Consider the following 14,922-nt stretch of genomic DNA (forward strand, 5'->3'; position numbering starts at 1 on the left):
CCATGAACCCGCGACACGACGAACGAATCAGCGTCGTCTGGCCCGGCAGCCCCTATCCGCGGGGCGCCACCTGGGACGGGCAGGGCGTCAACTTTGCCGCCTTCTCCGAGAACGCCGAAGGCATGGAGCTGTGCCTGTTCGATGAGGACGGCCGCCATGAGCTGCAGCGCATCCCGATGCGCGAGCGCACCGACGACATCTGGCATTGCTACTTGCCGGAGGCCCGGCCGGGCCTGGCCTACGGGCTGCGCGCCCACGGCCCTTACCGGCCGGAGGACGGCCACCGCTTCAACCCGCACAAGCTGCTGGTCGATCCCTATGCCAAGGAGCTGGTGGGCGAGTTGCGCTGGAGCGATGCGCTCTACGGCTACACCATCGGCCACCGCAAGGAAGACCTGTCCTTCGACCGGCGCGACAGTGCCTCCTTCATGCCCAAGGCACGTGTGCTGGAGACGGCATTCACCTGGGGTGAGGACCGCCGGCCGGCGGTGCCCTGGGCCGACATGGTGATCTACGAGCTGCATGTGCGCGGCTACACGATGCTGCAACCCGGCGTGCCCCCCAGCCTGCGCGGCACTTACGCCGGCCTCGCCTGCGCGCCGGTGATCGACCACCTCCAGCGCCTGGGCGTGACCACGGTCGAGCTGATGCCCACGCACAGCTTCATCGACGAGCGCAGCCTGGTGGAGCGCGGCCTGCGCAACTACTGGGGCTACAACAGCCTGGCCTTCTTCGCGCCGCAGATGCGCTACAGCGCCTCACGCAAGGTGAAGGAGTTCAAGACGCTGGTGCGCACCCTGCACTCCGCCGGCATCGAAGTGCTGCTGGACGTGGTCTACAACCACAGTTGCGAAGGCAACCAGCTCGGGCCGACGCTGTCGCTGCGCGGGCTGGACAACGCCTCGTACTACAAGCCAGGCAACGAGAGCCGCCGCCACTATGCCGACTTCACCGGCTGCGGCAACACGCTGAACCTGGTGCATCCACGCTGCCTGCAGCTGGTGATGGATTCGCTGCGCTACTGGGTCGAGGAAATGCATGTGGATGGCTTCCGCTTCGACCTGGCGCCGGCGCTCGCGCGGGCGCGCGGCAAGGTGGAGCACCTTGGCGGCTTCTTCACCGCCATCTGCCAGGACCCGGTGCTCAACCGCGTGAAGCTCATCGCCGAGCCCTGGGACCTGGGGCAGGACGGCTACCAGGTGGGCCGCTTCCCGGCCGGCTGGGCCGAATGGAACGACCGCTACCGGGACGGCATGCGCGCCTACTGGCGAGGCGACGCTGGCATGGTGGGCGAGGTGGCACGCCGCGTCACCGGCTCCAGCGACCTCTACGAAAGCTCGGGCAAGCGTCCGCATGCCGGCATCAACTTCGTCACGGCGCACGACGGCTTCACCCTGCACGACCTGGTTTGCTACAACGAGAAGCACAACCAGGCCAACGGCGAAGACAACCGCGACGGCACCGACAACAACGTCGCCTGGAACAGCGGCGTCGAAGGCCCGAGCGACGATCCCGGCATTCGCCAGCTGCGGGAGCGCCGCAAGCGCAACTTCCTCACCACCATGCTGCTGTCCCAGGGGGTGCCGATGCTGCTGGCCGGGGACGAGTACGGCCACAGCCAGGACGGCAACAACAACGCGTATTGCCAGGACAATCCGCTCGGCTGGATCGACTGGACCCCCACGCCCGAGCGTGAAGCGCTCCTTGGCTTCGTGCAGCGGCTGGTGGCGCTGCGGCGCGAGCACCGCACGTTCCGGCGGCGCGGCTTCTTCGTCGGTCGCGGCAATGTGGAAGGCCGGCCGGCCGACCTGCTATGGCTCACGCCCGACGGCACCGAGATCACCGAGGCGCAATGGGCCGACCCGCACGCCCGCTGCTTCGGCATGTACATCGCCGGGGCCGGCATTCCCGACCTCGACCGGCGCGGCCAGCCCATCAGGGATGATGATTTCCTGTTGCTCTTCAATGCCTACCATGACGACATTCCATTTGTCGTCCCCGCCGTCGAAGGCGCCGCCTGGCAGGCCTTGCTCGACACCACCTTCGAATCTGGCGAGCCGCCACCCCAGCGTCTGGAGGCCGGCGAGCGCTATGAATTGCGAGGGCGCTCGGTGGCCGTTCTGATCCGTTCGGCAGCGGTCTGACACCGGTTTGGGGGGAGGGCCCTTACATCACGACGATTGTCGTGAGAAGCTGCCGTTGAAACGTTCACGTTGTGCTTGCGTCTAGGGGGCTGCCTGATGTACGCAGGCGGGGGGCTGCCTACACTTGCTGCATCGAGACCCGAAGCCGCCGCTGCAGGCCGCCACGGAGCCTCCCCAAGCTGCGGCCCCAGGCTGCTGGAGTTGAAGAAATGAAATATGCCGATCCGAGCTGCCCGAACCTCGAAGCCGAGCTGGAGCAGGACGACGACTTCGAGGTGCCTGAGCAGGCCGTTCCCGCCGCCGCGCCCCGCCATGAACTGCTGATGCCGGGCCCGGGGCTCGTGAAGCGCTGCGCCACCGAGTCGCTGCGCCTGCTGCAGGACAACCTGACGCCGCAAGGCATCCTGGCTGCCAGCCGGACAGCGGCCGCCGAAGCGCGCAGCTACACCCGCATCTTCGGCCGCGATGCTGCGATCTGCGTGCTGGCCATGGCCGGCAGCGGCGTGGAGGCGCTGGAGCAGGGCGCGGTGGCCAGCCTCGACTCGCTGGCCAAGCTGCAGGCCCGCAACGGGCAGATCCCGAAATACGTGGACCCCGCTGGTCAGGATGCGGACTTCTGGTACCTGGGCTGCATCGACGCCACGTTGTGGTGGCTCATCGCAGTCGACCACACCCGCCGCAACGGCCAGCTGCCGGGCCTGGCCGGTCGCTGGGAAGACGAGGTGCAGCGGGCCCTGCAGTGGCTGCAGGCGCAGGAGCACCAGCGCTTCTACCTGCTGCAGCAGAACGAGGCCAGCGACTGGGCCGACATCATGCCGCGCTCGGGCTTCGTGCTCTACACCAACGCGCTGTGGTATCGCGTCAAGCAGCTCTTCGGGCTGCCCCACCAGGAAGAGACGCACTACCACTTCAACCACCTGTTCCATCCCTTCCAGCGCGACCTGCCCGAATACCGTCGCACTCGCCTGCTGGGCCACTATGCCCGACGCGGCCAGCGCAATCCGGGGCTGTACCTCAGCTTCGTGAACCTGTCGTTCGCCGGCGAGGAGGGGGACGTGTTCGGCAATGTGCTGGCGGTGCTCTACGGGCTGGCAGGCGACTCGATGGCGCACGGCATCGTCAAGACGCTGGTGAATGCCGGGGTATCGGATCCCTATCCGATCCGCACCGTCACCCACCCGATCGCCACCGACCACGACCTGTGGCGCGGCTACATGGCGCGCCACAAGCAGAACCACCCGCACCAGTACCACAACGGCGGCATCTGGCCCTTCATCGGCGGGTTCTGGGCGATGGCGCTGGCCCGCCTTGGCCAGCACGAGGTGGCCCGCAAGGAGCTGGCCAAGCTGGCCCTCACCAACAGCCTGGACGACTGGCGCTTCACCGAGTGGTTCCATGGCCAGAGCTTCGAGCCGATGGGCATGGCGGGCCAGAGCTGGAACGCGGCGGCCTACCTGATGGCCAAGCAAGCCCTCGATACCGGCAAGTTTGCCATGTGAGGCGGCGCCCGCCAGGGCGCCTCAGTCGGCCAGCGCATCGCTGGCCGTTTGGCTTTCGCTGGCCGGCTCCAGCAGCGCCAGCACTTGCTGAATGTCGGCCGGCTTGCGCAGGTAGGCGTGGAAACCGGCCGACTGGATGCGCGCGTTCGCACGTGCGGCCGGCCAGCCAGTGAGCGCCACCAGGCGCGCCCGCGCGCCCCAGGCGGTCTGGCGGATCAGCCGGGCCGCTTCCAGGCCGCTCACCTCCGGCATGCCGATGTCGGTGATCACCCATTCGGGGCACAGCGTCTCGCCGACCCGCAGGGCTTCGGCCGCACTGCCGGCGGTCCAGACATGGTGGCCATAGAACAGCAGCAGGTCGGCCAGCGACCGGGCAGCCGCGGCGTCGTCGTCAACGATCAGGATACGCACAGGTTCAACCTCCGCGGCTTTGAAAGCAAGTGGCATACCACCGCGGCCTCGATGGGGGGCGGTTTCTGCTGGCGCGTCCACGCAGTGTGCCGCAGGTCTTGAGGCGAAGAAGGCACAGTGCTTGCTCACCCAGCGACACACCGCCATCGAAACCTCAAGACAGCATGACCCACTCCATCGATTCCAGCCGCATCCACGAGGGCTCGCCCTTTCCGCGCGGGGCGACCTACGACGGCAATGGCGTCAATTTTGCGATTTTTTCGGCATATGCCACCAAGGTGGAGCTGTGCCTTTTCGACGAGAGCGGGCAGCAGGAGCTCGCCCGCATCCCCTTGCCTGAGTACACCGACGAGGTGTGGCATGGCTATGTGGCCGGCCTGCAGCCGGGAACACGCTATGCCTACCGCGTGCACGGGCCCTATGAGCCGGACGCCGGGCACCGTTTCAACCCCAACAAGCTGGTGCTCGACCCCTATGCCAAGGCCCACATGGGGCGGCTGCGATGGGCGCCTGAGCTGTTCGGCTACACCCTCGGGCACCCGGATGCGGACCTGAGCTTCGACACCCGCGACAGCGCCGCCTTTATGCCGAAGTGCGTGGTGGTCGATTCACGCTTCGAATGGAAGCAGCCCGACCGCATCCGCGTGCCCTGGGAGCGCACGGTCCTCTACGAGACCCATGTGCGCGGCTACACCCGGCGCCACCCGGCGGTGCCCGAGCACCTGCGCGGCACGTTCGCCGGCCTGGCGGTCGACGAGGTGGTGGAGTACATCCGCCAGCTCGGCGTGACGAGCGTCGAGCTGCTGCCGATCCAGATGTTCATCAGCCAGCAGGCGCTCACCGACAGGGGCCTGTCCAACTACTGGGGCTACGACACGCTTGGCTTCTTCGCGCTGCATCCCGACTACATGAGCGCGCCGTGGATCGACGAGTTCAAGGCCATGGTGGACCGCTACCATGCCGCCGGGCTGGAGGTCATCCTCGACGTCGTGTACAACCACACGCCCGAGGGCAACGAGCTCGGGCCGACGCTCTCCTTCAAGGGCGTGGACAACGCCAGCTACTACCGGCTCATGCCGGACCAACCACGCTACTACATCAACGACACCGGCACCGGCAACACGCTCAACCTGAGCCACCCCCGGGTGCTGCAGATGGTGACCGACAGCCTGCGCTACTGGGCCACCGAGATGCGGGTGGACGGCTTCCGCTTCGACCTGGCCACCATCCTGGCGCGAGAGCCGCACGGCTTCGATGACGGTGGCGGCTTCCTCGACAGCTGTCGGCAGGACCCGGTGCTCTCCAGCGTCAAGCTGATCGCCGAGCCCTGGGACTGCGGCCCCGGCGGCTACCAGGTCGGGCGCTTCCCGCCCGGCTGGGCCGAGTGGAACGACACCTTTCGCGACACCGTGCGCGACTTCTGGCGCGGCACTGAAGGCGTGGCACCGGAACTGGCCAAGCGGCTCACCGCGTCGGGCGACAAGTTCAACTTCCGCGGCCGCCGGCCGTGGGCCAGCGTCAACTTCATCACCGCCCACGACGGCTTCACGCTGCAGGACCTGGTCAGCTACAACGACAAGCACAACGAGCTCAACGGCGAGGACAACCGAGACGGCCACTCCGACAACCGCTCGTGGAACTGCGGCGCCGAGGGCCCGACCGAGGACCCCGAGGTGCTGGAGCTGCGCGAGCGCCAGAAGCGCAACCTGCTGTGCACGCTGCTGCTGTCGCAGGGCACGCCCATGCTGCTGGCCGGCGACGAGTTTGGCCGCACCCAGCATGGCAACAACAACGCGTATTGCCAGGACAACGAGGTCTCCTGGGTGGACTGGGCGGGCATCGACGAGCGGGGACGGTCGCTGTCGGCCTTCGTGCGCAAGCTCCTTGCGCTGCGTCACGCCTTGCCGGTGCTGCGCCGCAACCGCTTCCTGACGGGTGAGTGGAACGAGGCACTGCAGGTGAAGGACGCCACCTGGCTTGCGCCTGACGGTCAGGAGCTGACGCCCGACCACTGGAGCGACGCCAGCATGCGCTGCTTCGGGGTCGTGCTGGATGGCCGGGCGCAGGCCACTGGCATTGCCAGGCGAGCCGCGGACGCCACCTTGCTGCTGGTCATGAATGCCTGGCACGACGTGGTCGAATTCACTCTGCCCGAAGTGACGGGCGGCACCCGCTGGACTTGCCTGGTGGACACCAACGCGCCCGAGCGCGACAGCCTGCCGGAATTCGACGTGGGCCACTGCTACCAGGTCACTGGCCGGTCGCTGCTGCTGCTGCGCCTGGATGCGTCGAGCAGCGCCGATTCCACCTTCGCCCACCTCGAGACCGTGCTGACCGGGCCGGCCTGACCTGGCCGGGCGAGCTCGAGGCGCTCGGCCGCTGGGCCGGCCCCGGCGAGGCCTGTGTCTGCACCTGGCTGGCCGCCTACGGTGGACCGGCGGCCTGGCAGGGCGACCTGCAGTGGCGCCTGCACCGTCGGTCCGCACGCCTGCTGCGCGGCGTGATCTCGGCGCTAGCGTGGGCTCCGCCGGGCCGGGCTGCTCAGTTGCTGCTGGTGGGCTGGGCCCCGCAGGGCAGCGACCCGGTGGCCCAGGTGGCGGCCTTGCGCTGCTGGGCTGCTGGGCTGCTCGGGCTGCCCTCGGCGCTGGCCCACCTGGCTCCCGACGCATTGATCGGATCGGCAGCGGCGCCGGTGGTGCGGCCGTGGGCGGAGCCGCCGCGTTGCTGTGGCACCAAGCCGTTGCGCTGCCGGTGTTGCAAGGTTCGCTGGCGGATGCCGGCCCGGCGGTGCGCGCCCGGTGCTGCTGACCTATGTGGGCCGGGTGCTGCCACGCCACCGTCCAATCCAGGCCCGGCCGCAGGCGCTGGACGAAGCACTGCGGGCGAGCTGGCTGCCGGGCGGGACGCCGTTCGACGATCCGGGGATCCACCGGCGGCTGGTGCAGGCGGACAGGGGCATGTAGCGACGCACTCCGGGCCCGAAGCCGGTGCGACGCGCCGGCGCAGGAGCCGCTTCTGCTGCGGTGGCTGCGCACTGCACATAGCGCTTCACAAGTGAAAGGTCCTTCGCTGCAGGCAAGCCTTAGAATCGAGCGTTTTCGCACTTCGTTGCGCCGGCTGCCCATAGCTCAACTGGATAGAGCAACTGCCTTCTAAGCAGTAGGTCGGGGGTTCGAGTCCCTCTGGGCAGGCCAACTCTGGCGCGGCTTGCGGGGCCATGCCGGCAAGCCAGTGGTGTTTCGCCTCCCGCAGTGCTTCCAAGGCGAGCCGCCTGGCGCCAGTCGCGATTGCCCGTGGATCGGGCTCGGCGAGTGCATGCTACGCTGAACCATCGCATTGCAGCCGGAGCACGCATGCACAGAGACAACCGGGCCACCTTCCTGGTGCTGATCGAATCGGGCGGGCCGATGGAGGCGCTGCTCTTCGACGCCGAGCGGCGTCTGGTGGCCGAGATCGATGCCACTTCGGAGGAGGTCGGGGTGATGACTGCCGGCCTCACCCCTGAACGCGCCGGAGCCGACGAAGCCTGGCGCCAGGCCTTGCGCGGCCACAGTGCCGAGGAACGGGCCCAGGCGCTGATCTACCGCCTGGCCCTCTAGCTCGCCGCCGCTGCGCCCGGTTCAGCGGCGACCGCATTTCACCGGCGCTGGTACTGCTGGGCGCCGAACAGGGCTTCGCGCGCCTTGTCGTCGGTCAACTCGCGGCGGGCATGGGCCAGCACCTCGACGCCGCGCTGCACCGCCGGCCGGGCCGCGATCTCGTCGAACCAGCGCTTGAGCGCCGGATAGTCGGCCCAGTCGATGCCTTGGTTCTTCCACGAGCGCAGCCAGGGGAAGACCGCGATGTCGGCAATGCTGTATTCATCGCCGCCCAGGTAAGGGCTGGCCTCCAGGCGCTTGTCCATCACGCCGTAGAGCCGCTTGGCTTCCTTGGTGTAGCGATCGATCGCGTAGGAGATCTTCTCCGGCGCATAGATGCGGAAGTGATGGGTCTGGCCCAGCATCGGCCCGACGCCGCCCATCTGGAACATCAGCCACTGCAGCACCTCGAACTTGGCCCGGTCGCCGGCCGGCAGCAGGCGGCCGGTCTTGGCCGCGAGATAGAGCAGAATGGCGCCTGATTCAAACAAGGAAATGGGTTCGCCGTCGGGTCCCACCGGGTCGACGATGGCAGGGATCTTGTTGTTCGGGCTGATCGCGAGGAACTCGGGCCTGAACTGCTCGCCCGCGCCGATGTCCACCGGAATCGCCCTGTAAGGCAAGCCGCACTCTTCGAGCATGATGTGCACTTTGTGCCCGTTGGGCGTCGCCCAGGAATACACTTCGATCATTCGGCGCTGCTCCGTGAGGTTTGGTTGTGGCTGATGGCCGGAATCTAGCAGGGTGTTGAAAAGCCCGTCGGGACGCGCCTTTTGCGGCCCCCATCGTACGAAAAACGATGCTGAATGCACTGAAACGCTGGTTGGGGGGGGCAGGGCCAGTCGTCGACCTGGTGTCGGTAGAAGCCTGGGCCCAAGGTCGGGGTTGGCTGCTGCGGCGCGACCGCGAGTCGCTCAAATTGCTGATGGAGGGGGACTTCGACGGTCAGCGCTGGAGGCTGGAATACGGCCCGCCGCAGCGCGGCTATATCGAGGGCCTCGAATTGCGCATGCGCATCGAGCTGCACCTCCCCCCCACATTGAACGTGCTCTTGATGACACGCGTATTGAAGGACAAGCTGGAAACAGCCGCCTTCGAGCGCTTCACCAAGCGGGTGGAAACGCACATCGACACCGCCTCGCCCGAAGAGATGCGGTGGCTCGCCATGTATCCCAAGGTGGCGCTGCCGTCGTCGCCGGCCCTCAAGCAGCATTTCGGCATGGTGTCCAATGCGCCGCATGCCGCCTCCGGCTGGCTGCAGGGCCCGCTGGGTGACCGGCTCGCGGTGCTGGCAGTGACGACGCTGGACGGCATCTCCTTCGCGATGATGACCCTGCGGGGTCGCCTCTACCTGCGCATGCGCTTGCCCAAGCTGCCGCTGTCGCTGCTGGAGGAAGTGGTGGAACTGTTCCGCCTGGCGGCGGAACGCGCCAAGGAATCGATGTCGCAATGGGAGGAAGACAGCGACGGCTCCTGGATGAGCACCACCTCCATCGCCTGGCATGCGGAGTCGCACATCGAGCTGCCGTTGGACTCGCAGCCGCCGCCGCTGAAGCCGCCCAAGTGAGGCGGGACCGCCGCAGGCGGGGTCCCAGCAGGGGGGACGATTGCGGGAGGGCCGCGTCTTGCGGCCGGCCGGCGAAGGCCGCGGCGCCGGCGCTGCCCGGCCGCCCGCGCCTGCGGCCCGGCGCGGGTCGATGCCCGGCGTCGGCGCGCGGGGCCAGGCGCGGGGTCAAGCCGCGTAGCGGCCCAGCTCCATCTTGGCGATGGCGTTGCGATGCACCTCGTCCGGGCCATCGGCCAGCCTCAGGGTGCGGGCCTGGGCATAGAAGTAGGCGATGGGGAAGTCCTCGCAGACGCCGCCGCCGCCATGGGCCTGCAGCGCCCAGTCGATCACCTGGCAGGCGACGTTGGGCGCCACCACCTTGATCATCGCGATCTCGGCCTTGGCGGCCTTGTTGCCCGCCACGTCCATCATCCAGGCCGCCTTGAGCGTCAGCAGCCGCGCCTGGTCGATCTTGCAGCGCGCTTCGGCGATGCGCTCCTGCGTCACCGTCTGGGCCGCCACCGGCTTGCCGAAGGCCACCCGGGCGGAAGCCCGCCGGCACATCAGCTCCAGCGCGCGCTCGGCCAGGCCGATGAGGCGCATGCAGTGGTGGATGCGGCCCGGCCCGAGCCGGCCCTGCGCGATCTCGAAGCCGCGGCCTTCGCCCAGCAGCATGTTGGACGCCGGCACCCGCACGTTCTCGAACAGCACCTCCATGTGGCCGTGCGGCGCGTCGTCGTAGCCGAACACGCCCAGTGGCCGCAGGATCTTCACGCCCGGTGTCTCGGTGGGCACCAGGATCATCGACTGCTGCTGGTGGCGCGGCGCGTCGGGGTCGGTCTTGCCCATGAAGATCATGATCTTGCAGCGCGGGTCGCCCGCGCCGGAGGTCCACCACTTGCGGCCGTTGATGACGTACTCGTCGCCCTGGCGCTCGATGCGGGCGCAGATGTTGGTCGCGTCGGAGGAGGCGACCTCGGGCTCGGTCATCGCGAAGGCGCTGCGGATGCGGCCTTCCAGCAGCGGCTCCAGCCATTCGCGCTGCTGGGCCGGCGTGCCGTAGCGCACCAGCACTTCCATGTTGCCGGTGTCGGGCGCCGAGCAGTTGAAGACCTCGCTGGCCCATGGCACCCGGCCCATGATCTCGGCCAGCGGCGCGTATTCCTGGTTGCTCAGCCCGGCACCGCGGTCGCTGTCGGGCAGGAAGAGGTTCCACAGCCCGGCCGCGCGGGCCTTGGGCTTGAGTTCCTCCAGCAGCTGCAGCGGCGTCCAGCGCTTGCCGGCCCGCGTGTTGGCTTCGATCTCTTCGGTGAAGCGGCCCTCGTTCGGGTAGATGTGCTGGTCCATGAAAGCCGTCAGGCGGGCCTGCAGCTCCTTGGTCTTGGGCGAGTAGTCGAAGTCCATGGGATCTCCGTGATGGGATGCGGGAGGCGGCGCGTGCCGCTCAGACGTTCTGCGCGAAGCGCCAGGCCATCTCGGCCAGCGGCCGGGCGCCGGCGGCGGCCTGCTTGGCCTGCGCACTGGAGGCGGTGCCGTCCACCACCCGCTTGGCGATGCCCTGCAGGATGCCGGCCAGCCGGAACAGGTTGTAGGCGAGGTAGAAGTTCCAGTCGGCCATCAGCGCATCGGCGTCACCGCGCCCGGTCCGTTCGCAGTAGCGGCGCACATAGTCGCGCTCGGCGGGGATGCCGAGTGCCGCATGGTCCAGGCCGCCGATGCCGCGGAAGGCACCGGGCGGGATGTGCCAGGCCATGCAGTGGTAGCTGAAGTCGGCCAGCGGGTGGCCCAGCGTGGACAGCTCCCAGTCGAGCACGGCGAGCACGCGGGGCTCGCTGGGATGGAAGATGAGGTTGTCGAGCCGGTAGTCACCATGCACGATGGACACTTGGCGATCGTCCCGGCCGCTGGCCGGGATGTGGGCGGGCAGCCATTCGATCAACCGGTCCATCGCCTCGATCGGCTCGGTGATGGAGGCCTGGTACTGCTTGCTCCAGCGGCCGATCTGCCGCTCGAAGTAGTTGCCCGGCTTGCCATAGTCGGCCAGGCCGCAGGCCTGCACGTCGACCCGGTGCAGCGCCGCGATCACACGGTTCATCTCGTCATAGATGCGGGCCCGCTCGGCCGGCTGCAACTCCGGCAGCGACTGCTCCCACATCACCCGGCCCTCGACGAATTCCATCACGTAGAAGGCCCGGCCGATGACGGATTCGTCCTCGCACAGCAGGTGCATGCGGGCCACCGGTACCTCGCTGCCGTGCAGGGCCTGCATGACCTTGAACTCGCGCTCGATGGCATGGGCGGAGGGCAGCAAGCGGGCCACCGGCCCGGGCTTGGCGCGCATCACGTAGGGCCGTGCCGGAGTGATGAGCTTGTAGGTTGGGTTCGATTGCCCGCCCTTGAACTGCTCCACCGACAGCGGGCCTTCGAAGCCCGGCAGGTGGGCCTGCAGGTAGCGGGCGAGCGCCTCGGTGTCGAAGGCGTGCGAGCCGGTGACGGGGCGGGTGCCGGTATAGGCGTCCATCAGTTCATGCTTCCTTGGTGTCAGAAGCGATACCGGAACGACGCCCTGCCTGCCAGGCTAGCCCTCCGCGATCGCCATCAGTTTTTCTTTCGAGAGCACCACCAGCCGGGTGGGCTCGATGCGCAAGCAGCCCTCGCGCTCGAAGCTCTTGAGCTCCTGGTTGACGCGCTGGCGCGAAGCGCCCAGCAGCTGCGCCAGGTCTTCCTGTGCCAGCTGCAGCCCGATGCGGATCTCCTCGCCCTGCGCAATGCCATACGAGCGTGCCAGCAGCAGCAACTGCTTGGCCAGGCGGGCTGCCAGCGGCAGGGTGTTGAGGTCCTCGACCACGTTGAACATCAGACGCAGCCGCCGGCAGTTCAACCGCAGCAGGGCTTCGTACAGCTCGGCGTGCTGCTGCAAGAGCTGCTTGAAGTCCGGCTTGCGAACCACCAGCAAGGTGGTCTCGCCATGGGCATTGGCATCGTGGGTGCGCGGCAGGCCGTCGAACAGCGCGATGTCGCCGAACCAGGTGCCCGGCTCCACATAGGTCAAGGTGATCTGCTTGCCCGACAGCGACACCGAGCTGACGCGCACCGCGCCGCGGGCGACGCCGATCCACTCGTCGGCGGCCTGTCCGCGGGTGGAGAGCAGGGCCCCGTCCGACACGCGCCGCACCGTCGACTTCGACAGGATGGCGGAACGCAGGGCAGGCGAGAGCTTGGAGAACCACGGGCCGGACTCGATCGTGTTGCGTTCGGCGATTGTAAGAATGGGGCTGTTCATGTTTTGTCGCTGAAGTGACAAGGCTGCAGAGGCCGCGCGGCGTATTTTCCACCCACCCCTCGACCACTGAGACACAGGAGATGCACGATGGCTTCGACGACCTCCGGGCTACAGATACCCAGCCTCGCGGGACAGGTGAGCGACGCCGAATGGCAGGCGCGGGTGGACCTGGCTGCCGCCTACCGGCTGGTGGCCTGGTTCCGCTGGGACGACCTGGTCTTCACCCACATCACCGCCCGCGTGCCGGGCACCGAGGACCAGTTTCTCATCAATCCCTATGGTCTGCTGTTCGACGAGATCACTGCCTCCAGCCTGGTGAAGGTGGACTTGCAGGGACGCAAGGTTGGCGACACGCCCTTCGACATCAACCCGGCCGGCTTCACCATACACAGCGCCATCCATGCCGCGCGCCATGATGCGGGCTGCGTGCTGCACACCCACACCCTCAACGGCGTCGCGGTGTCGGCACAGAAGGGCGGGGTGCTGCCGCTGTCGCAGCAATCGATCTTCGTGCTGTCGAGCCTGGGCTACCACGACTACGAGGGCGTGGCCCTGCGCGAGGACGAAAAGCCGCGCCTGGTACGCGACTTGGGCGAGCACACCTACCTGATGCTGCGCAACCACGGCCTGCTGACCGTCGGCGCCACGGTGGCCGATGCCTTCCTGGCGATGTACCTGTTCGAGACCGTCTGCACCATCCAGTTGCGGGCGCAGTCCGGTGGAGGCGAGCTGGTGCCGGTCGATGCGGCCCTCATCCAAGGTGCGGCGCGGCAGGCCCGCGAGGTCACGCGCGGGCAGGGCGCCGGCGCACTCGCGTGGCCGGGCCTGCTGCGCCGGCTCGACCGCCTGGACCCGGGCTACCGCCACTGAGGGCCGGCCGCCGCCTCAGCTGCGCGGCGTGCTGCCTTCGATGCGCAGGTACTGCGACAGCAGCTTCTCCATGGTGGTGTAGCGTTCGCGCTCATGCAGCCATTGGGTCGGCGCCAGGTTGATGGCGCGCACCACCGTGTCGGCCGCGCCGACATCCAGCACGTTGATGCAGGCCGGCGCCTGCTCCATGCGGCCCAGGAAGCAGCGCTGGCCCGCCAGCGCATACGACAGCAGCGCGCGGTTCACGCCGCCGTGCAGCACCAGCAGCATCTGCTGCCACTGCGCATCGGCCAGCAAGTCCTGGAAGGCCGGCAATGCCCGGTCCAGCATCTCGCCGATCGATTCGCCGCCGAGGAAGCGGGCCGACTCGTCCACCTGCCCCTGGAAGGCACCGAGGAAGGCACCGCGCAACTCGCTGCGCGGGATGTCGGCCAGCCGGCCGGAGCGGATCTCCTGCAGGCGCGGCTCGGTCTGCCAGGGCGTGGCCTGCCCGGCGGCGGCCAGCACCCGCTCGGCCGTCTCGACGGTGCGCGGCAGGCCGCTGACCACCACCCGGTCGAATTGCACGCCCGCGGCCCCGAACAGTGCCCCGGCCGCGTCCGCCTGCTGGCGGCCGGTGTCGTTGAGGGCCACGCCGTCGGGTGCCACAGGCGTGCCGTCGGCCAGGAAGTAGTCCACCGAGCCATGGCGCATCAGGTAGATGCGCCGGCGCTGCGGCCAGGCGGCCGTCATCGGCGGCCTCTGCGCAGGGCGTCAGCGGTAGCGTGGCGGGCGCTTCTCGAAGAAGGCCGCAATGCCTTCGGCGGCATGGGGGTGCAGGAGGTTGTCGACAAAGCTGTCTCGCTCGGCGTCCAGTTGCTGGGTCAGGGAGGCAGGCCACTGGTTGAACAGCTCCTTGCTGCTCGCCAGCGCGTGCGGCGCGGTCTGCGCCAGCCGCTCGGCCAGGGCCAGAGCTTCGGACAGCGCGTCGCCCTTGTCTGTCACTCGATTGACAAGGCCCACCGCATGCAGGCGCTCGGCGGTGACGGCTTCGCAGAGCCACACCATCTCGGCCACCAGCGGGCGCGGCAGCATCTGCATCAGCTGCCATGTGATGCCGCCGTCCGGCGACAGGCCGACGCGGTGGTAGGCCAGGCTGAAGCGGGCGTCGCGGGCCGCCACCACCAGGTCGCAGGCCATCGCGAGCGAGAAGCCGCCGCCGGCAGCGCTGCCCTCGACCGCCGCGATCACCGGCTTGGGGAAGGCCCGGATCGCCTCGATCCAGCGGTGGAAACGCTCCAGCCGCTGGGTCTGCGGCTCGCGGCCGAGGCGGCTGTTCTGCCTCAGCTGGTGCAGGTTGCCGCCGGAGCAGAAGCTGCCGTTGGCGCCGGTGATGACGACACAGTGCACCTCGTCGGACGATTCGGCCATGTTCAGCGCCTCCACGCCTGCCACGGTGATCTCCTCTGACAGGGCATTTCGCGTCTCGGGGTCGTGCAGCGTCAAGACCAGGGTACGATCCAGGCGTTCGGTTTGCAGTTCGCTCGTCATC

The 14,922-nt window shown here is 68.3% G+C and carries 14 protein-coding genes and 1 tRNA gene; 8 read left to right on the forward strand and 7 right to left on the reverse strand.

From position 1 onward, the window contains the following. The first annotated feature begins 2 nt into the window (after nt 1–2). On the forward strand, nt 3–2,144 hold the full coding sequence (glgX, locus tag N7L95_RS00550; RefSeq protein ID WP_301257875.1) for a glycogen debranching protein GlgX: 2,142 nt from the start codon (nt 3–5) through the stop codon (nt 2,142–2,144). Nucleotides 2,145–2,467: 323 nt separating this feature from the next. After that, nucleotides 2,468–3,643 carry an amylo-alpha-1,6-glucosidase gene (locus tag N7L95_RS00555; protein WP_301260229.1) on the forward strand — a complete coding sequence of 392 codons (1,176 nt, stop codon included), beginning with the start codon at nt 2,468–2,470 and terminating at the stop codon, nt 3,641–3,643. 21 nt (nt 3,644–3,664) lie between these two features. On the opposite strand, the gene N7L95_RS00560 is transcribed toward N7L95_RS00555, so the two are convergent. Beyond that, nucleotides 3,665–4,054, reverse strand: a complete 390-nt coding sequence (locus N7L95_RS00560; protein ID WP_301257876.1) for a response regulator — start codon at nt 4,052–4,054, stop codon at nt 3,665–3,667. A 164-nt stretch (nt 4,055–4,218) separates the two neighbouring features. Between N7L95_RS00560 and glgX (N7L95_RS00565) the strand changes: the two genes are divergently transcribed. The 4 genes from glgX (N7L95_RS00565) to N7L95_RS00580 all read left to right on the forward strand — a co-directional run bounded on the left by glgX (N7L95_RS00565) (nt 4,219) and on the right by N7L95_RS00580 (nt 7,653). Then, on the forward strand, nt 4,219–6,402 hold the full coding sequence (gene glgX, locus N7L95_RS00565; protein WP_301257877.1) for a glycogen debranching protein GlgX: 2,184 nt from the start codon (nt 4,219–4,221) through the stop codon (nt 6,400–6,402). Nucleotides 6,403–6,852: 450 nt separating this feature from the next. Further along, a complete protein-coding gene (locus N7L95_RS00570) occupies nt 6,853–7,017 on the forward strand; it encodes a hypothetical protein (RefSeq protein ID WP_301257878.1) in 165 nt (54 codons plus the stop codon). A gap of 154 nt (nt 7,018–7,171) precedes the next feature. Further along, a tRNA-Arg gene (locus N7L95_RS00575) sits at nt 7,172–7,248 on the forward strand. Nucleotides 7,249–7,407: 159 nt separating this feature from the next. Beyond that, nucleotides 7,408–7,653 carry a hypothetical protein gene (locus tag N7L95_RS00580; RefSeq protein ID WP_301257879.1) on the forward strand — a complete coding sequence of 82 codons (246 nt, stop codon included), beginning with the start codon at nt 7,408–7,410 and terminating at the stop codon, nt 7,651–7,653. Nucleotides 7,654–7,691: 38 nt separating this feature from the next. On the opposite strand, the gene N7L95_RS00585 is transcribed toward N7L95_RS00580, so the two are convergent. Further along, nucleotides 7,692–8,384, reverse strand: a complete 693-nt coding sequence (locus tag N7L95_RS00585; protein WP_301257880.1) for a glutathione binding-like protein — start codon at nt 8,382–8,384, stop codon at nt 7,692–7,694. A gap of 107 nt (nt 8,385–8,491) precedes the next feature. Between N7L95_RS00585 and N7L95_RS00590 the strand changes: the two genes are divergently transcribed. After that, nucleotides 8,492–9,259 carry a hypothetical protein gene (locus N7L95_RS00590; RefSeq protein ID WP_301257881.1) on the forward strand — a complete coding sequence of 256 codons (768 nt, stop codon included), beginning with the start codon at nt 8,492–8,494 and terminating at the stop codon, nt 9,257–9,259. A 165-nt stretch (nt 9,260–9,424) separates the two neighbouring features. On the opposite strand, the gene N7L95_RS00595 is transcribed toward N7L95_RS00590, so the two are convergent. From N7L95_RS00595 to N7L95_RS00605, 3 genes are read right to left on the reverse strand one after another with little or no spacing between them, the layout of a single operon-like run. Further along, entirely contained in the window at nt 9,425–10,642 is a 1,218-nt protein-coding gene (locus N7L95_RS00595) for an acyl-CoA dehydrogenase family protein (protein ID WP_301257882.1), read from the reverse strand. A gap of 40 nt (nt 10,643–10,682) precedes the next feature. Further along, nucleotides 10,683–11,759, reverse strand: coding sequence for a phosphotransferase family protein (locus N7L95_RS00600; protein WP_301257883.1), 1,077 nt, complete (start codon nt 11,757–11,759; stop codon nt 10,683–10,685). 57 nt (nt 11,760–11,816) lie between these two features. Next, the gene (locus tag N7L95_RS00605; RefSeq protein WP_301257884.1) at nt 11,817–12,521 is read right to left on the reverse strand and encodes a Crp/Fnr family transcriptional regulator; all 705 of its coding nucleotides are present in this window, start codon (nt 12,519–12,521) and stop codon (nt 11,817–11,819) included. 87 nt (nt 12,522–12,608) lie between these two features. On the opposite strand from N7L95_RS00605, the gene N7L95_RS00610 reads away from it, so the two are divergent. Beyond that, entirely contained in the window at nt 12,609–13,391 is a 783-nt protein-coding gene (locus tag N7L95_RS00610; protein WP_301257885.1) for a class II aldolase/adducin family protein, read from the forward strand. 15 nt (nt 13,392–13,406) lie between these two features. Here the strand turns inward: N7L95_RS00610 and N7L95_RS00615 are convergent, their stop codons facing one another. Continuing rightward, on the reverse strand, nt 13,407–14,123 hold the full coding sequence (locus N7L95_RS00615; protein ID WP_301257886.1) for a histidine phosphatase family protein: 717 nt from the start codon (nt 14,121–14,123) through the stop codon (nt 13,407–13,409). 21 nt (nt 14,124–14,144) lie between these two features. Beyond that, entirely contained in the window at nt 14,145–14,921 is a 777-nt protein-coding gene (locus N7L95_RS00620; protein ID WP_301257887.1) for an oxepin-CoA hydrolase, alternative type, read from the reverse strand. Between the last annotated feature and the right edge of the window lies 1 nt (nt 14,922).

The organism is Eleftheria terrae, assembly GCF_030419005.1.
GTDB classification, from domain to species: Bacteria; Pseudomonadota; Gammaproteobacteria; order Burkholderiales; family Burkholderiaceae_C; genus Caldimonas; species Caldimonas terrae.